This is a genomic window from Pedobacter psychrophilus, assembly GCF_001652725.1.
GTDB lineage: Bacteria > Bacteroidota > Bacteroidia > Sphingobacteriales > Sphingobacteriaceae > Pseudopedobacter > Pseudopedobacter psychrophilus.
This window is the reverse complement of record NZ_LWHJ01000027.1, coordinates 406847-425035: the sequence shown is the minus strand read 5'-3', so window position 1 is coordinate 425035 and position 18189 is coordinate 406847. Positions and strand designations below refer to the sequence as shown.

The 18189-nt window shown below is 30.8% G+C and carries 22 protein-coding genes; 11 read left to right on the top strand and 11 right to left on the bottom strand.

What is annotated here, in order from left to right; translation table 11 throughout:
* Positions 1-22: 22 nt before the first annotated feature.
* Entirely contained in the window at positions 23-874 is an 852-nt protein-coding gene (locus A5893_RS10305) for an MORN repeat-containing protein (RefSeq protein ID WP_068822471.1), read from the top strand.
* Positions 875-881: 7 nt separating this feature from the next.
* On the opposite strand, the gene A5893_RS10300 is transcribed toward A5893_RS10305, so the two are convergent.
* Complete coding sequence (locus A5893_RS10300; protein ID WP_068822470.1) at positions 882-1784, bottom strand: YitT family protein; 903 nt, start codon at positions 1782-1784, stop codon at positions 882-884.
* A 67-nt stretch (positions 1785-1851) separates the two neighbouring features.
* Between A5893_RS10300 and A5893_RS10295 the strand changes: the two genes are divergently transcribed.
* Both A5893_RS10295 and A5893_RS10290 read left to right on the top strand, forming a co-directional pair.
* Positions 1852-3219 carry an NAD-dependent succinate-semialdehyde dehydrogenase gene (locus A5893_RS10295; RefSeq protein ID WP_068822469.1) on the top strand — a complete coding sequence of 456 codons (1368 nt, stop codon included), beginning with the start codon at positions 1852-1854 and terminating at the stop codon, positions 3217-3219.
* 124 nt (positions 3220-3343) lie between these two features.
* Complete coding sequence (locus A5893_RS10290; RefSeq protein WP_068822468.1) at positions 3344-3841, top strand: GNAT family N-acetyltransferase; 498 nt, start codon at positions 3344-3346, stop codon at positions 3839-3841.
* Here A5893_RS10290 and A5893_RS10285 read toward each other — a convergent pair.
* Both A5893_RS10285 and A5893_RS10280 read right to left on the bottom strand, forming a co-directional pair.
* On the bottom strand, positions 3838-4332 hold the full coding sequence (locus A5893_RS10285; RefSeq protein ID WP_082911398.1) for a hypothetical protein: 495 nt from the start codon (positions 4330-4332) through the stop codon (positions 3838-3840). The two genes, A5893_RS10290 and A5893_RS10285, sit on opposite strands and share 4 nt — an antisense overlap.
* A 1-nt stretch (position 4333) precedes the next feature.
* Positions 4334-5710, bottom strand: coding sequence for a dicarboxylate/amino acid:cation symporter (locus tag A5893_RS10280; RefSeq protein ID WP_068822466.1), 1377 nt, complete (start codon positions 5708-5710; stop codon positions 4334-4336).
* A gap of 63 nt (positions 5711-5773) precedes the next feature.
* Here A5893_RS10280 and A5893_RS10275 point away from each other — a divergent pair, with 63 nt between their 5' ends.
* The 3 genes from A5893_RS10275 (at position 5774) to A5893_RS10265 (ending at position 7448) form a co-directional block, all read left to right on the top strand.
* Positions 5774-6292, top strand: coding sequence for a hypothetical protein (locus A5893_RS10275; RefSeq protein WP_068822565.1), 519 nt, complete (start codon positions 5774-5776; stop codon positions 6290-6292).
* 63 nt (positions 6293-6355) lie between these two features.
* Positions 6356-6859: an RNA polymerase sigma factor gene (locus A5893_RS10270; protein ID WP_068822465.1), complete on the top strand. Its 504-nt coding sequence runs from the start codon at positions 6356-6358 to the stop codon at positions 6857-6859.
* Positions 6846-7448, top strand: a complete 603-nt coding sequence (locus A5893_RS10265) for a hypothetical protein (protein WP_068822464.1) — start codon at positions 6846-6848, stop codon at positions 7446-7448. The genes A5893_RS10270 and A5893_RS10265 overlap by 14 nt, the downstream gene beginning before the upstream one ends.
* Before the next feature lie 4 nt (positions 7449-7452).
* Here the strand turns inward: A5893_RS10265 and A5893_RS10260 are convergent, their stop codons facing one another.
* The 3 genes from A5893_RS10260 to holA form a co-directional block, all read right to left on the bottom strand.
* Positions 7453-7845, bottom strand: coding sequence for a hypothetical protein (locus tag A5893_RS10260; RefSeq protein ID WP_068822463.1), 393 nt, complete (start codon positions 7843-7845; stop codon positions 7453-7455).
* A 2-nt stretch (positions 7846-7847) separates the two neighbouring features.
* Positions 7848-8252 carry an EVE domain-containing protein gene (locus tag A5893_RS10255; RefSeq protein WP_068822462.1) on the bottom strand — a complete coding sequence of 135 codons (405 nt, stop codon included), beginning with the start codon at positions 8250-8252 and terminating at the stop codon, positions 7848-7850.
* A gap of 204 nt (positions 8253-8456) precedes the next feature.
* Positions 8457-9461, bottom strand: a complete 1005-nt coding sequence (gene holA, locus A5893_RS10250; protein WP_068822461.1) for a DNA polymerase III subunit delta — start codon at positions 9459-9461, stop codon at positions 8457-8459.
* A gap of 71 nt (positions 9462-9532) precedes the next feature.
* On the opposite strand from holA, the gene A5893_RS10245 reads away from it, so the two are divergent.
* Entirely contained in the window at positions 9533-10003 is a 471-nt protein-coding gene (locus A5893_RS10245) for a type I restriction enzyme HsdR N-terminal domain-containing protein (RefSeq protein ID WP_068822564.1), read from the top strand.
* 189 nt (positions 10004-10192) lie between these two features.
* On the top strand, positions 10193-10606 hold the full coding sequence (locus tag A5893_RS10240) for a hypothetical protein (RefSeq protein ID WP_157687539.1): 414 nt from the start codon (positions 10193-10195) through the stop codon (positions 10604-10606).
* Positions 10607-10657: 51 nt separating this feature from the next.
* On the opposite strand, the gene A5893_RS10235 is transcribed toward A5893_RS10240, so the two are convergent.
* The 3 genes from A5893_RS10235 to A5893_RS10225 all read right to left on the bottom strand — a co-directional run bounded on the left by A5893_RS10235 (position 10658) and on the right by A5893_RS10225 (position 14316).
* Positions 10658-11542: a Ppx/GppA phosphatase family protein gene (locus A5893_RS10235; RefSeq protein ID WP_068822459.1), complete on the bottom strand. Its 885-nt coding sequence runs from the start codon at positions 11540-11542 to the stop codon at positions 10658-10660.
* Positions 11543-11547: 5 nt separating this feature from the next.
* A complete protein-coding gene (ppk1, locus tag A5893_RS10230; protein ID WP_068822458.1) occupies positions 11548-13599 on the bottom strand; it encodes a polyphosphate kinase 1 in 2052 nt (683 codons plus the stop codon).
* A 96-nt stretch (positions 13600-13695) separates the two neighbouring features.
* Positions 13696-14316 (bottom strand): hypothetical protein, encoded by a 621-nt coding sequence (locus A5893_RS10225; protein ID WP_068822457.1) that lies wholly within the window; start codon positions 14314-14316, stop codon positions 13696-13698.
* 71 nt (positions 14317-14387) lie between these two features.
* On the opposite strand from A5893_RS10225, the gene A5893_RS10220 reads away from it, so the two are divergent.
* Entirely contained in the window at positions 14388-14882 is a 495-nt protein-coding gene (locus A5893_RS10220; protein ID WP_068822456.1) for a YajQ family cyclic di-GMP-binding protein, read from the top strand.
* Between the two features lies 1 nt (position 14883).
* On the opposite strand, the gene A5893_RS10215 is transcribed toward A5893_RS10220, so the two are convergent.
* On the bottom strand, positions 14884-16188 hold the full coding sequence (locus tag A5893_RS10215; RefSeq protein WP_068822455.1) for a nicotinamide mononucleotide adenylyltransferase: 1305 nt from the start codon (positions 16186-16188) through the stop codon (positions 14884-14886).
* 98 nt (positions 16189-16286) lie between these two features.
* On the bottom strand, positions 16287-16724 hold the full coding sequence (locus A5893_RS10210) for an Hsp20/alpha crystallin family protein (protein WP_068822563.1): 438 nt from the start codon (positions 16722-16724) through the stop codon (positions 16287-16289).
* Positions 16725-16856: 132 nt separating this feature from the next.
* Between A5893_RS10210 and A5893_RS10205 the strand changes: the two genes are divergently transcribed.
* Together A5893_RS10205 and A5893_RS10200 are read left to right on the top strand one after the other, a co-directional pair.
* A complete protein-coding gene (locus tag A5893_RS10205) occupies positions 16857-17306 on the top strand; it encodes an acyl-CoA thioesterase (protein ID WP_068822454.1) in 450 nt (149 codons plus the stop codon).
* 12 nt (positions 17307-17318) lie between these two features.
* Positions 17319-17918, top strand: a complete 600-nt coding sequence (locus A5893_RS10200; protein ID WP_068822453.1) for a DUF6992 family protein — start codon at positions 17319-17321, stop codon at positions 17916-17918.
* Positions 17919-18189: the final 271 nt, after the last annotated feature.

The following is an 18189-nucleotide window of genomic DNA, read 5'->3' as shown; positions in this document are numbered from 1 at the left end:
TTGAATTTTTAGTTTTATTGAGGTGATAAAACTTTTCCCATTGCTATTAATTTTTTTTTACCTGAATGTTCAGGGTCAATCCCCTTGTTTAAGCGGCGATTGTGAAAATGGTTATGGCAAATATAAAACTAGCGGTGGTGATTTATATGAAGGCAGTTTTAAAAATGGTTTATTTGAGGGAAGAGGGAAAATAATTCTAAAAAATAAAGGGATTATAGAGGGAGATTGGATTAAAGGTTTACCAATTGCAGGTAATTTAACTTTCCCTAATGGTGATAAATATGTTGGGCAATTAGCAGATTATAATCCAAACGGTAAAGGAAAATATCTTTATAAAAACGGCAATATTTACGAGGGGAATTTTAGTAGAGGTAAATGCAGCGGAAAGGGAAATCTGTTTTTTACAGATGGCAGAAGATATACTGGGGATTTTTTATTTGATAATCTTTACGGTAAAGGCGCATTAACCTATCCAAACGGAAATATTTATACAGGAGATTTTATTGACGGAATGGCTCAAGGCGATGGAATCTATAAATCGCGTTTAGGTGTATATTGTGGTAAATGGTTTAAGGATAAATATAACGGAAAAGGAATTTATCAATATGCAAATGGCGATGTTTACAATGGCGATTGGGTAGCTGGATATTGTCACGGACAAGGAACTTTAACCTACAAAAATGGCAACAAATACATTGGCAGTTACATCCAAGGAAAAAAAGCGGGAAAAGGTAAATGGTTTAGTTTAGATGGCAGCATTTATGAAGGTAATTTTGATCATGGCGTTAAACATGGCGATGGATTGATTACTTATAAAGATGGCTCAAAGAAAAAAGTTACTTTTAAGGATGACGTTTTGGTGAGAAGTTATTAAATAATAATTACTGATGCAACGGCCGCTGTTTCACCATTCCGCCATAGGTATCATCAACTGTGTGCATTACAATAAAAGCTCCTTTATCTATATTTTTCACTAAGTTTTTTAAACGAGAAACTTCCAATCTGGTAACCACAGTAAAAACAATTTTTAAGTTAATATCATCTGGATTTGATTCACTGATAAAACCTCTTTCCCCTTTATAAATAGTGACTGCCCTTCCCATTACTTTAGTAATTACTTTTCTTATTTCTTCATTTCTAGAAGATATAATAGTTACACCAATGTATTGCTCAATACCATGAATGATAAAATCTACTGTTTTTGATGCTGATAAATAAGTTAAAATTGCATAAAGTGCGGTTTCCATATTTAGGATATAAGCTGCAACGCCAAAAATCACAATATTGAAAACCAAAATAATATCGCCTACGCTTAGGCTAATTTTTCTTGAGATAAACAAAGCTAAAACCTCAGTTCCATCAATTACAGCTCCTCCCCTAATGGCTAAACCAATTCCTGCTCCTAAAAAGAAACCTCCAAATACGGCAATCAATAATTTATCTGATGTTACAATAGGATAAAAATCGAAAGAGACCATTAATGCTAATCCTGCAATAGCCAATATAGTCTTGAAAGCGAACATCTTAGAGATCTGCTTAGAGCCTAATAATACAAAAGGTATATTAACTAAAATAACCAATGCACCTAAAGAATATCCGGTTTTTAAATTTAAAAGAAGAGAAATTCCCATTGCACCACCATCTAAAAAATGATTGGGCAACAGAAAACTCTTGAGTCCAAAACTTGCGGAAATAATTCCTGCAACTATAAAAAATAGTTCTCTAAATATAATTCCGAAGTTTGCTTTTCGGTATGCTAATTGCGCTTTTCTCTTATATCCCATTGCGTGTTAAGATAAAAAATTAAGCGTTTTAATCCGCAATAAAATTCATTATTTATTAAAATAACCCATGACTTTAAAAAGCATCAATCCGTTTAACGGAAAAACCATAAAAACTTATAAAGAACATAGTCCAAAAGAAATTGATAAAAAAATTGCGCAAACTCATCAAACCTGGTTAAGTTGGAAAGAAACAACATTTAAGGAACGCTCCACTTTGATGATGAATTTAGAAAAAGTGCTAAAATCTAAAAAAGAAAAATTAGCAAAACTGATGACTGAAGAAATGGGTAAACCTTATTTGGCTGGCATTGGTGAAGTTGAGAAATGTGCCTTAGTTTGTGAATATTATGCAAAAAATGCTAAAGACTTTTTAAAAGATCAAATTATAAAAACCGATGCTTCCAAAAGCTTTGTAGCTTTTGAACCGATTGGAGTTGTATTGGCGATAATGCCGTGGAATTTTCCATTTTGGCAAGTATTTCGTTTTTTGGCTCCAAATTTAATGGCTGGTAATTGTGATATATTAAAACACGCTTCAAATGTTAGTGGTTGTGCTTTGGCCATAGAAGAAATGGTTTTAGACGCTGGTTTTCCAAAATATACTTTTCAAACTTTATTTGTAAGTGGCAAAAAAGTAAATCCAATTATAGAAAATCCATTCATTAAAGCGGTTACATTAACAGGAAGCACAGCTGCTGGTAAAAAAGTAGCAGAAAAAGCAGGTTCTGTTTTGAAGAAATGTGTTTTAGAATTAGGCGGCAGCGATCCTTACATCATTTTAAAAGATGCAGATTTAGAATATGCGGCAGGTGCTTGTGTAAATTCCAGGATGATTAACAATGGACAAAGTTGTATTGCTGCTAAAAGATTCATTGTTGTAAAATCTGTAGAGAAAGAATTTATCAAGCTTTTTAAGCAAAAAATGGAAAGCAAATTAATGGGTAATCCTATCGATAAAAAAACAGATTTAGGTCCCCAAGCAAGAACGGATTTACGTGATGAATTACATCAACAAGTTAAGAAGTCAATTGCTAAAGGAGCAAAATGTATTTTAGGAGGTGAAATTCCGAAAGGGAAAGGAGCTTTTTATCCCGCAACAATTCTGACAAACCTTAAAAAAGGAATGCCAGCATATGATGATGAACTATTTGGACCTGTTGCATCAATCATTACTGTGAAAGATGAAAAGGAGGCTATCAAAGTAGCTAATGATTCTGTTTTTGGATTAGGTTCTGCTGTTTTTACAAACGATTTAAAAAGAGGTGAAAAAATAGCCAAACATCAACTTCAGGCTGGAAGTGCATTTGTAAACGATTTTGTAAAATCTGATCCACGTTTGCCTTTTGGTGGCATTAATCAATCTGGTTTTGGCAGGGAATTAAGTAGTTTTGGAATTCATGAATTTATAAACATAAAAACTATTTACATTAAATAATTAATTACAAATACTTCAAATATATTAGGGATAATAGCGAAATATCCTCTATAATAACATTGGCTGTTTGTTGGTTATTAATAGGATAAAGTTAAAGCCGATTGAAAGTTTATAAAATACCAGTATGCTGATTAAAAAATTACTTCCGGAACATTGGGAATCGGTCAAAAAAATTTACGAATTAGGAATAGCAACCGGACTTGCTACTTTTGAAACTCAGGTTCCTGATTGGAACAACTGGGATGAAAAGCATCTTCCATTTGGACGTTTAGTTTGTATTATTGATGAAAGGGTTGCAGGTTGGGTTGCTATTTCATCTGTTTCAAGTAGAGATGTTTATAAAGGTATTGCAGAGATTAGCATTTATATTCATCCTTCATTTAAAGGCTTAGGCATAGGTTTCGTTTTATTAAATAATGTGATTAGCGAAAGTGAAGAAAATGGTATTTGGACTTTGCAGGCGGGTATTTTTGAAGAAAATAAGTCAAGCTACCGTTTACATGAAAAAGCAGGCTTTAGAAAAGTAGGTTATAGAGAAAATTTAGGACAAGTTAATAACCAATGGCATAACATCATTTTATTTGAAAGAAGGAGTAAATTAGTAGGATTTAATTTGATTTAATTTTTCTGCTTATCAGCAGCATCCTCAATAACACCATCAACAGTTTTTATCAATTCCATAGCTGCATCACGTAATTTGATATTTTTATTATAGTCTGCATCAATTTCAATAACCTTCTTTTTGCGCTGATAATCAAACTCTAAATAATAACGAGGAACTCTATTAGTGCTGTCTCCAAGCATTTTTTCTGGCCAATTCCATAATCCTAATTCTGCAGCTTTTCTATGAACGTATAGCATATCATCTTTAGATAACTTTACTTTCATTTTAATAGAAGAATCGCGGGTATTCAAATATTGATATTGTTGGGTTTCTGAGGAGTAAGTTTTATCATAATTTGTCCCCAAGCCAGATTTAACGCTTAAACCCTCAAATTCTACAAATTTATAGGGTGCGTTTTTTATCATAATAGAATAGTAATATACACTATAAAGTATAAAAGGAATAGCAATACTACATCCTAAAAATATTTTCTTAAATCGATCACTCATTTTATAATTCTTCTAATTCTATGTGATTGGCATTTTCATCAAACTCTCCCTCCCATTTAGCAATTACAACGGTTGCTAAGCAATTTCCTAACACATTTACAGAGGTGCGAGCCATGTCCATTAACTCATCAATCCCCAAAATTATGAATATTGGCCAAACTGGTAAATTAAAAGATGCTGCCGTCCCCAATAATATCACTAATGATGCCCTTGGCACACCAGCAACGCCTTTACTGGTAAGCATTAAGGTAAATACTATTACTAATTGATCACCAATACTCATTTCAATCCCCGCAGCTTGTGCAACAAATACTGCAGCTAATGCTAAGTAAAGCGTGGTTCCGTCAAGATTAAAACTATAACCAGTAGGGATAACAAATGCTACAATCTTCCGTGGAACTCCAATTCTTTCCATTGCTTCCATTGCTCTTGGCAATGCAGCTTCAGAACTTGTGGTTGCAAATGCAATTGAAATTGGTTCGGCCACGGCTTGCAAAAACTTCTTGATAGGAACCTTAAAAGATAACGCAATAGGTAATAAAACCAATAAAATAAAGGCTATTAATGCCACGTAGAGCGTAGCTAAAAGTTGAAATAAATTAACTAAAATACCTAAACCCATATGCCCAACGGTAAATGCAATTGCAGCCCCAACACCTATAGGAGCAAAATACATGACGATGTTGGTAAATTTAAACATCACTTCAGAAAGGCTTTCAGCAGCTTTTAACATTGGTCGGCGTTTTTCTTCCTTAACCATTGCTAGTGCAATCCCAAAAATAATACTAAAAACTACAACTTGTAAAACCTGACCTTCGGCAATTGATTTAGCGATATTCTCTGGAAAAATATGTAAAATAATATCTGTTGCAGTTTGAGGTGGAACAGCTTGTAGCGTTTCATTTACAACCGGTGGTGGTATAATTCCAACTCCTGCTTTAGAAATATTAATTGCCAATAAGCCAATAAATAAAGCTAATGTGGTAACCACTTCAAAATAAACAAGCGATTTCCATCCCATACGCCCCACTTGTTTTAAATCTGAATGACCAGCAATTCCAAAAACTAATGTTGCAAACAATAATGGCGCAACAATGGTCTTAATCATTTTTAAGAAAATTTTACTTAACGCCTGTAAATTAACTGCAATAGCCGGAAAATCATGACCAATTTCAGCGCCTACAACCATGGAAATTAATATCCAGGCAGTTAAAGTATTCTTAGTAAATCCATAAGCAATTAATGATGCAATGGCTAACCATCTTATTATTAATAAACCCATTTCTGGGATAGCAACAATTTGATAATGATTTAAACTTGTAACCAGTGCAGCAATGAATATTGCAATCAAAGTAATTAATGGGATTCGTTTATTCATGAATTGTAGTTTGGGAATTTAGCAAAAGTAAGTAATTTGCCGATGTGCGCAAATGTTAAGCAAATGAACAGTCCGAAATTAGCAGAATTAAAAAAAGAGCTCAACTATTTAGAACTTACACAAGTTAAAGAATTGTGCTTACGTTTGGCAAAATACAAAACCGAAAATAAAGAATTACTTCATTATTTATTATTTTACTTTGATAAAAAAGAGGATTACGTAAATGAAGTTAAAGATTTGATAATTAATGAATTTGATGATTTACATCCAAGTATTTACTATGTAAGCAAACAGCTTAGAAAACTGCTTAGGATTATTAATAAACACATAAAATACATTGGCGAAAAGGATAAGGAATGTGATATTATTTTATGCTTTTGCGAAGAATTTATTAAACATCCTATTGTTACAGTTTCTCAACAAGCGTTAATTTTATTATTGTTTAGACAATTAAAAAGAGCAAATAGAATTTTACCGAAACTAAATGAAGATTTACAGTTTGATTATCAGCAGCAATTTGATGAATTGATTAAGCTGCTAAAGAGCAAACGGAAAAGTTTTAGAATGGTAGAGATTGAGTGATATTGTTTAAACTCTGTAACAATTTAAAAATTCCAAGCTCTAAATTCAAAAAACTAAACATAGATGCCCAGTCAAGAGCAGATATTTAAGGAAATTTTTCAGGCTAATTCTAAAAAGATTTATCATTTATGTTTTGGTTATACCGGAGATGATGCTGCCGCAAATGATCTTTTACAGGAGACTTTCTTAAAGGTTTGGCAAAACTTAGATAAGTTTAGAAACCAGTCTATGATTTCTACATGGATTTACAGAATTGCTGTTAATACCTGCCTAACCTATCTCAAAAAAGAAAAACGCCAGGCAAAGGATGAGCTCACTCCTAACATCATAGAAAATGTTGAAGAAGATTTTGCAGATAGAGAAAAACAAGATCAAGTTAAAACCCTATACGAATGTATCTCTAAATTAGATGAGAACGAAAGGATTATTATTACAATGGTGATGGATGAAATTCCATACCCAGAAATTGCAGATGTTTCAGGTATTTCTGAGGGCAATTTAAGGGTAAAAATTCACAGGATTAAACACAAGCTAACCGAATTATATAATCAGCATGAAAGACTTTGATTCATTAGTTGGCATTTGGAACGAACAAAAAACGGCTCCACAGATTGATTACAAGGAAGTAATCAACCAATATAAAAAGAGTAGGGAAAAGTTAAGTCTTAAATTTTTTCAGGAGATTTTATTAATGTTACCAGCAATATTTATTGTTATCTATTTATGGATAAACATAAGTTTTAGCTTTTGGACATCTTATTTAGGCTTAAGTATTGTTGCAGGTTGCTGTATATATTTTATTGTTATACAATTAATTAACATAAAAAATATTGTAAATAGCAACACTTTGTTTGACAAACCTCAGGATCATATTCAATTTTTACAAAAGTTTAGAAAATCAAGATATATCCAACACACTCGTAATTATAAAATCTATTCTATTGCTTTAGGTTTAGGAATTAGTTTATACTTTATAGAGTTTTTTTATAGTTTAAATATCTGGATAATGCTGGGGATTGTAACAGCTACTATTGCGTGGTTTGTTATCTGCTATATGTATTTAATGAAGATTTACATCAATAAAGAGGAAAAACGTTTTACAGAAATGATAGAGAATTTAGAACGGTTAAGCAATCAATTTAAAGATGAAATTTAAAGGATTATTTATTCTCCTTAATAGCTGTAATGACTAATACTTCCGCATCCATTGTTTGAAAAACCAATTCTTTATCATTTAATTCTTTGATAAGAAAAGGGATTTTACGTTTTTGTCCATTAGGTAAATATTCTTCATATCTAATAATTTTTCCTTCAACTTGATAAGTACCATTAGATAAAATTTTACCGCTCGAAAAAATTTTAGCTTTTCCATCACTATAGAAAACAATAGCTGGATTTTTAATAGTGATACTTGGTAAAGGTTTATCTAAGGATTTATTAGCATATCCATAAGAAGTATAATTCCATTTTCCAATTAAATCTTGCTGCTTAATATTACCATTACAAGCAATTAAAAACATCAAAAGTGAAGAATAAAATAGCTGTTTTTTCACATTTAAGATCCTAATTCTACAATCCTATCAAATTCTTCTCCTTTTAACTGCATTACAGATAACCTCCCCTGCTTCACCAAAGAAATATTCTTTAATCTTTCATCAGCCTTAATGGTTTCTAAAGTTACCGGATTTTTTAAAGATTGAACAGGAACTAAATCTACAACTACCCAATTCTTGTCTTCTGTTGTTGGATCTTGATAAAACTCCTTTACCACTTTAGCAATTCCAACCACATTTTTACCTTCATTACTGTGATAAAAAAGCACCAAATCGCCTTCTTTCATTTCTTTAAGGTTATTACGAGCTTGATAATTTCTAACACCGTCCCAAAAAGTACGTTTATCTTTATTAAACTTATCCCAACTGTATTTAAAAGGTTCTGATTTTACTAGAAAATATTGCATAAATTAATTTTGAATGATAGAATTTTGAATGAGTGAATTTTGAATGAATGAATTTTGAATGAGTGAATGAATAATAAACCTAACTAAAAACTAACTAACTAACTAACTAACTAACTAACTAACTAACTAACTAACTAACTAACTAACTAACTAACTAACTAACTAACTAACTAACTAACTAAAAGATAACCACCTAATTAAAACCTAATGAATAATCTTATAAACCAGTTCTTTCATTAAATCTCCAGCTTCAGTGTTGCCTGTGCTATCAACGCCTTTAGATTTTAAATCATATTCTCTTAAAAGGGAAATTACCTCAAAAGTTTTTCCTAATGGATAGTTTTTTGCAGCAAATTCATAATCCTTTAAAAAATACGGATTAACGCCCATTTCTCTTGCAGCTTGAGATTTATCTTTAATGTAATGATATTTTAAAATTTTAGTAAAATAACCAGCTAAATTTCCCATTACCAAAACCATTGGATTTGCTTTTGGATTGGCCTCAAAATAATTTACAATTTGATTAGCCTTAAAAACATCTCTTTTAGAGAGTGCATTCTGCAATTCAAAAACATTGTATTCTTTACTGATACCGATATTATCCTGAACTTCTTTAGTGCCTATCTCCTGCCCTTTTGCAACATTCAACATCAACTTTTCCAGCTCGTTGGCAACCTTACTTAAATCATTACCTAAATACTCTCCTAGCAATGCAGCAGCTGTATGGTTGATGTGATATCCTTTAGATTTAATAAAATCCTCTATCCAGGCTGGCACTTTATTATCATAGATACTGGCAGATTCAAATACTAAACCATTTTTCTCGATTACTTTATAAACCTTTTTACGTTTATCAAATTTGCCATACTTATGGCATAGCACTAAAATGGTACTCTTTAAAGGATTTTCACAGTAAGCTTGAAATTGTTCTGCAGCTTTATCTATCTTTAATTCTTGAGCTTCTTTAACCATTACTAATTGATAATCGCTCATCATTGGGTAACGTTTGCTGGCGTTTAAAACCGACATCACATCTGCATCCTTACCATAAAAGATAGTTTGGTTAAAACTTTTTTCTGCTTCGCTTAAAACATTTTCTTCTAAATAATCGCTTATTAAATCGATATAATAACTTTCATCGCCATGCAATAAATATATAGGCTTTAGTTTTTTGGCTTTAATATCTTTAATAATATCTACTGCAGTCATGTATCAGCTAAATTAAAAAATATTAGCCCTCAAAAATTAGAATGTTGATAATTCAACCTTATTTTAGCAAAATGTTTAAACCAATTCCTCTAAACTTACCTCAATATCCTTTTAAATTATCGCAAAAGGATGATGTAGTTTTCATTTTTGATGAATTGCGAAAAAAGGATTTAGTACTTACACCAGAAGAATGGGTAAGGCAGCATTTTGTAAAATATTTAATCATTCAAAAGAAATATCCAAAAACGCTTATCAAACTTGAAGGCGGTTTAAAACTAAATAAATTACAAAAAAGAACTGATATATTGATATTTGATAGAGCAGGCGAACCAATTATATTAGTAGAATGTAAAGCTACATCCGTTAAGATTGACCAAAAAGTTTTTGATCAGGCAGCTAGTTATAATATGATACATAAAGTTAAATTTTTGGTAGTAAGTAATGGCCTTAAGCATTATTGCTGTGTTTTAAATTACGAAACTAATAGCTATCAATTTTTGGAAGAACTACCAGAATTTACCCCTAATATCATTGATTTTTAAATCTTATCAATATTAATTTAGTATTAAGTTTAATCATAAATAGATACAACAATTACCTAAACAAAACTTTGTAACCTTATATTTTAAATTTCCGTAAAAAGCAATAACCTCAAAATTTAAAACTGTAAGAAATGGAACAAAGTATTTACATTAAATGTGATAAATGCCTGTTTTCTAAAAATGGTTTGTATGCTATTTTATCGGCAACAACTATTTTGGCAGGAGTTTCAATCACACTATTTTACGCAAATCATTACAGAATTAAGCTCTTATCTTTTTCTATCTATCTCATCAATTGTTATTGCATTTTGTTTTTACGAACTATATGTACAGCAAGAAGAGAATTACATTTTCATTAATGATGATGAAATTTGGTTTAAACATTCGTTACAGAATGAAACCATCTGTTTGAAATTTAACACATTAAATCATTTCGAAACTCGATTTTCTGAAATTGTATTTAGCACCAAACAGGAAGAAAAAGTTGTATTAAAACTCAACAGGATTACTGATGAGAAAAAAAGGTGGGAAGTAAAAGAATTCTTAAAAAATCATATTCCGCAGTTTCGCGATAGTAAGGTTTCGCTATTAAAAACTGCTTAGCCATTTGTTTAACCTTTATTTAGCCTTTTATCAGTTTGGTAGAAGGCTTTTTTATTTAACAGGAAAATTTGTATCAATCAAAACCTGTATTATTCCATCCACTAAACCAACCTTAGGAACAAATATTTGCTTTATGCCACCCCATCTCATTACTGTTAAAAAAAGCTCACTAGCAGGGATAATTACATCCGCCCTATCTTGGTTAAGCCCTAAAATATTGATACGATCTTTTAAAGAAAAGGAATTAAGGTATTCATATTGTGCCTTAAGCTTTAGAAAACTTAACGCTTTGTTCTCTTTTTCTTCTGATAATCTAAAAATTTTATTAATGTTGCCACCAGTACCTATACCTATTAAAACTTTATAATTAGTTGTTTCCTTCCTTAACCAAAGTTTCATTTCATCCCAAGTTTCTGGTTTATCTTGGTTATCTAAAATGCGAATAGTTCCTAAATTAAAAGATTTAGAGGCCTGAATCTTTCCATTTGAGAATATGGACAGTTCTGTACTTCCACCTCCAACATCTATGTATAAATAATTCTTTTTTCTATCTAGGGTTTGATCTACATGACTTGAGTAAATGATATGCGCTTCTTTTTGGCCACCAATAATTTCTAGATTTATATTTGAAGCCTCAAAAATCCTTTTTACTAACTCATCTCCATTTTTAGATTCTCTGAGTGCAGATGTAGCGCAAGCCATGTAATCTTTAACTTTATAAACATCCATTAAATTTCTAAACGCTACCATTGTTTTGATCACATCATCAGCTTTTTTATCAGAAATACTATGGTTTAAAAAAGCATCATCTCCTAACCTTACTGGCACTCTAATCAAAGAATTTTTCTTAAAAGAAATCACTCCATTATTGTTGGTAATATTTGCAATGAGTAATCTTATTGCGTTAGAACCAATATCAATTGCTGCGTATATCAAAATCTTTAAGATTTATTTTTTAAATAATTATAGGAATCCACTTGACTTCTTATAGGTAATGCACTTCTTATTCTGTGGTATTTGTTGTTATTTAAAGCATTTATTTCTCTTGCTTTTACATTATCTTTTAATTGGATATTGATGATATCTCTAATCTCTTGCTTAATTTCTGGATTATAAATAGGGAAACCCACCTCAACTCTATGATCCAGATTACGGGTCATCAAATCTGCAGAAAGCAAATAAATATCTTCATTTCCATCATTTGCAAAGATCCAAATCCTGGCATGTTCTAAAAATTTATCAATTATTGAAATAACATGAATATTAGTGCTAAAACCTTCTTTACCAGGAACCAGGCAACACATTCCTCTAATAATTAAATCAATTTTAACACCACTATTACTGGCCTCATAAAGCTTTTTGATAGTAAGCTCATCTGCTAAAGAATTCATTTTTAAAATTAAATATGCTTCCTTTCCTAGTTTTGCATTTTTAATTTCCCTATCAATCATAAAGAATAATCTTTTACGAGTTTCTAAAGGAGAAACTATCAAATGCTCATATCCTTTAGAAATTTTCTTTTGCTCAATATTTTCAAAAAGCTTACTCAATTCTTTGGTAATGCGTTCATCTGCTGTAAAAAGGCTATGGTCGCAATATATTTTTGCTGTTTTCTCATTATAGTTTCCGGTTGCCATATTTGCATAATAAACTGGCTTACCTTTTTCTATCCTTGTTACCATGCAAATTTTAGTATGCACTTTATATCCAGAAATACCATAATTCACTACAATACCCTCTTCTTCTAACTTATTGGTCCAATAGATATTTGCTTGCTCATCAAATCTCGCTTTAAGCTCTACTAAACAGTGAACTTTTTTACCGTTTCTGGCTGCATTAATCAATGCATTTACAATTCTAGAATTTTCTGCCAACCTATAAAGCGTAATATGGATGCTTTTAACTCTTGGGTCTATTGCTGCTTCTCTTAAAAAATGGATGATATAATCAAAGGATTGATATGGAAGATTAATAAGGTAATCCTTTTGCTTGATAAGCTCTAACATCCCCTTAGATATACTTAAATCTTTAACTGGTAAAGGTGTGATTTTTTTATACTCTAAATCTGCTTCACCAACATTAGGAAAGCTTATAAAATCTTTGAAGTTATGATACTTATTTCCAGGAATCAAGCTTTCAGAGCTCAATTCTAATTTGTTAATAACAATGTTTAACATCTCGATTGGCATTGCGCTGTCATACAATAAACGCATTGGCTTGCCTTTTTTACGCTTTTGTAAACTCTTAGAAAGTGCCTCAATAAATTTATCGCTGACATTTTTATCCAGATCTAATTCTGCATCTCTTGTTATTTGGATAGAATATGCCTCTACTTCGTCATAATCAAAAACAAAGAAAATTTCGTCTAAACAGTAACGTATAACATCATCTAAAAGAATGATAAATTTTAAATTGTTGGTTTCAGGTAAAACCAAAAAACGATTTAAGCTATCAGGAATCTCAATTAAAGCATATTTTACTTTCTGCTTTTTAGCATTATTAGTTAATTTAACTAAAAAATAAATTACCCGATCTCTTAATTCTGGAAACGGTTTTTTATCATCAATAATAATCGGAACAATTGTAGAAAGTATTCTTTCTCTAAAATATTTTTTAACAAATATCCCTCTGCTAACGTTTAATTGATGTTCATTAAGTATAAATATTTTATTTTCAGCAAGTTCTTTGATGATTTCTTCATACAAAAGATTAAATTTTTTCTCTTGTTTTACAACGATGTTTTTAATTTGGTTAAGGATTTTTTTTGGATTATAACCAAATTCTTCTTTCACTTTGCTTACCAAGTTTGCTAACCTGTTTAAAGTAGCAACCCTAACACGGTAAAATTCATCTAAGTTAGAAGAGAAAATTGCTAAAAACCTCAGTCTTTCTATCAACGGGACAGTTTTATCAGTAGCTTCCTGCAAAACTCTTGCATTAAAATAAAGCCAACTGATTTCCCTATTTATTAAAGGAGGTTTTTCTTGAGTCATGTATATTGAAAAAATCCCGAAGCAAATGTCCGGGATTCAAAACTGCAAATTATTTTGTTAATTAATCATTAAATTAAGGTTAATTACCTTTTTTAATTACCCTCTTTTATATTTATTCTGAGGTCCAGCTTGAGTGGGTAAATCTGTATTATGAGGTTTGCTATCAGATTTTGGCGTAGCAACTTTTCTTTTAGTACTACTCACAACTTTAGGAGTTTCTGGATGTTTGTTCTCTAATTTCGGATCTTCTGATTCTTCTTCTTTTTGTGATGATGATGATGAAGCGTTTGTTTTTGATACTGGTTTAACAGGTTTTTTGTTGCTTGCTGTTAACGGGTTAAGGTTATTTACAGAATTAACTTTTTCAGAAACCTCCTCTTTAACTTTAGTAGCTTGTTTTATAACTTTATTTAAAGATTTGCTAACCTCTTTTTTTGCTTTAGCCACCTCTTTTTTAACAACCTTTTTTACTTCTTCTTTTTCTATATCAGCTTTTTTGAATTTATCTTTAATAGAATTCTTTACTCCATCAGCTTTTTTTGATAATTTTTTAGAAATAATCTTACTTGCTTTTTTAATTTCACTACCAATATCTTCTGCATCATGCCCAAGGCTAAAAATGAAATCTTTGATTTTTTTTGATAAGTCAATTTCTATGGTAGAAATCACTTTTTTCTTGGCATCTTTTTTTGCTGATTTTGATTTTGGACTTTTCATATCTTATATTTAATAATAAATTATTTTAAATTTACCGTTAATTAAATATATTATCAAATAACAGTCCAAATATGCCTACTTTCGATATCGTTTCTAAAATTGATGCACAAACACTTGATAATGCAATTAATAATGCAAAAAAGGAAATTTTAAATCGATACGATTTTAACGATTCTAAAAGTAGTGTAGAACTCGATAAAAAAGCAAATTTACTGACCATTATTACAGAAAATGATATGCGCTTAAAAGCAATAGTAGACGCTATTATATCACGTTTTGTAAAACAGGGTTTAGACCCTAAAGCATTAGATTTAGAAAAGCCTTTTTTTAGCGTTACCGGAAATATGATTCGAAAAGAAATTTCAGTTAAAGAAGGTATAGAGAAAGAAGCTGCGAAAAAAGTGGTCAAGAAAATAAAAGATTCTGGACTAAAAGTGCAAGCTTCTATAATGGATGATCAGGTAAGGGTGCAAAGCAAAAAAATAGATGACTTACAAGCGGTTATCGCTCTTTGCAGAACAGAAGATTTTGGACAGCCTTTACAATATATTAATATGAGAAATTAATCTATTTGTTTTCTAACTCTTTTATCTCTTCAATATCTAATATATACTTATTCTGTATCAAGAAATCAAAAAGCGGTTTTGCTTCTGGCGATACCACCAAATTTTTTGTAGTAACAATTACCTTATTTTTTATATCTCTAAAAGGATAAGTCAGCAATTTTACATTTCCGCTAAACAAATCACTTATATAAGCTAAAAGCTCATTGGTGTAATTTGCACCGTAATTTTCAGATAAAAATATATGTTTAAGATTGGCAATATTTGTGGTGATTGCAACACTTTTGGGTTTACATTTAGCTAAATATCTGGCGAGTTTATTATGTCTGTTAAAGTTAGAAATAATCACTGCATGCCCCATTTCGGTAATATCCTTTGCTCTTCTTGCAACCCTATCTAAAAGCTCATTATCATCGCTTTCTGCTTTTTCCATCATATTGTTTAAAGTAAGCTCGGCCATTGTTATTAATTCAACATCGCTAATTTCTAAATAAGCTTTATATTGAGTAACTGCATGGCTAAAAAGCTCGAAATCTGGTTTAGTCTTTTGGTTAAACCGAGTTCTTAAAATCATGATATGCTGTTTGTACATGTAATCTTTAGCCTGTACAACACCCGCATTAGGCGTAAATATAGCCGCACTAGAAAATCCTTTTTGTATCAAATAAAGGTTAACCAACACTTCATTTAAATCGGTAAAGGCAGTACCATTAACGCTTATTAAATCTATCTCTACAGAACCAGTACTTAAATTATCAGCCAAAGATTCTATCATCCTTTTTGGCTCTTGATGATAATTAAATGCTGCATAAACCAAATTAACACCTAATATTCCTAATACGTTTTGTTGCAAAGTAGCATCGTTATCCAATAACCTAACGTGAAAAATTATTGTATTTGATGGGCCACAAGGTTCTAATTGAAATTTGATACCTAGCCAGCCATGCGGATCATTAGATTTATTATAGTTTAAGGTAGTAACAGTATCAGCAAAAGAGAAAAAAGTACGGGATTGATATTCTACACTACATAATCGCTCTCCTAATAATGCAAATTCATGATTCAGCATTTTTTCCAATCTAGATTTAGAAACATATCTTCCAGATTCTTCTAAGCCATAAATTTCATTACTAAATGTCATATCATACGCCGACATTGTTTTAGCAATGGTACCAGAAGCCGCTCCTGCAGTGAAAAAATTCCTGGCCACTTCTTGTCCAGCTCCAATTTCTGCAAATGTGCCATAAATATTTTCATCTAAATTTATCTTTAATGCTTTACGGCGGGTATCTAGCGTTTCTAGTATCATATTCACAAATGTAAAATAATTTAAAGGCTATTAAAAAAGCAATCCCGACTTTTATGCAAAGCCGGGATGCGTGTTAACCAAATTAAACTAAAAAACTCTTAATTAATCGCAATATCCCTTGTTTGAAATTTTGCTTCTTCTTTTTTCGCAATGCTGATGTTTAAAATACCATCAACATAAGTAGCCTCAATTTTTGAATGATCTATTAAGTCAGGCAAATTAAAAGATCTTACAAAGGATCCATAATTAAATTCTTGTCTGTTTAATTTTTTACCTTCTATTTCATCTTTACTTTTAACATCGGCTACAATTTTTAAAACATCTTTGTCTAAGCTAATTTTAAAATCATCTTTTTTCATTCCCGGTGCAGCCAATTCCAAATGAAAATGGTCTTTTGTTTCAGAAATATTTACCATCGGAACGCTTGATAAAATTTTATCATTTACATAGTTATCTTTAAAAAAAGAATCAAATAATTCGTTAAAAGTTGAATAACCGTTTACTTTTTTGTCGTTGTTAAATTTTACTAAAGTCATTTTTATATCCTCCAATTATTTTTTTTATGATTATGTTTATGCTTGGTCAAACCAAATACCAACAGGGTATTTGCTTATTTTTAACGACAAATTGTCGTTTTTAAGCATTATTTACCGACAACATTTCCGATTATGGATATAAAAGAAGTTTTAAAGAAGTTTAAGTACAAAACTGAAATCCCTATAAGGTTTTCTGATATGGATATGTTTGGACATGCAAATAATGCAGTTTATCTCACCTATTTTGAACAAGCCAGAAGTAATTATTGGAAAGATATTATTAAATGGGATTGGAAAAAAACAGGGATAATTGTTGCCAAAGCCGAAGTAAATTACATTAAACCTATAGTTTTGGATGAGCAGATTATTGCTTATGTTAAAACAAGTAGACTAGGAAATAGCAGCTGGGACATAGAATATGTATTGGTTTGTATAAATGAAGACGAAACAGAATCTTTAAGAACACATGGGAAATCCGTACAAGTTGCGATTGATTATCAAACTAATAAACCAACTCCTATACCTGCAGAAGAAAGATATTTAATGAAAAACTACGATGATATTTGGCTGAATGAAGTTTAATTTAAATTTACTATGAAAAAGCTATTATCAATATCGTTACTATTTTTTGCCGTTCCCGTTTTTGCGCAACAAACAATTCAAGATGTTAATCATCAAAGAAATGAAATAAACCTAACAGGGATGAAAATTTTAGGCGGGTGGGCTTTAGCAAACATGGCAGTTGGTAGTATTGCTTATTTTAAAACATCGGGAAAAAATAAATATTTCCATCAAATGAATGTGTTTTGGAATGTTGCAAATTTAGGTTTAGCTACAGCTGGATATTTTGGAGCGAAGGCAGATTTAAATCAACAATTAAATTTAGCAAGGTCTGTTCATGATCAACATAAAATAGAAAAAATATTATTATTAAATGCAGGATTAGACGTTGGCTACATGGCAACAGGCTTGTTCTTAAATGAAAGAGGAAAAAATAAATCATCTGATAGATTAAAAGGATATGGTAATTCTTTAATATTACAAGGTGCTTTTCTTTTAATTTTCGATTCTGGAATGTATGTCATCCATAATCATAATGGAAATGGTTTAGATAAAATCTTGGAAAAAGTAAGTGTTAATTTTGATGGTGAGCAGATTGGAATAACTTATTCCATTAACCACAAAGCCCACTAAGTTTTTCACAGAGAAAACAAAGTTTATCAGTAAAAGTCTTAACTTTCTTAATTTCTTAATGGTCGAAAATAAATTAAAAATTGTTTGAATCTTGATTTACAGGATTGAAGGATTATCATGATGTTTAAATTCAAAATTATCAGAAAGTGATTTTTCAAAAAAACGTTTCTAAATCAAAATCCCTTTTATCCTAAAATCTAGAAAATCGAGATTCAGACAAAAAAATTTAGCATTAATGAAAATTAGTAGCAAAAACACTTAATGTTATCAA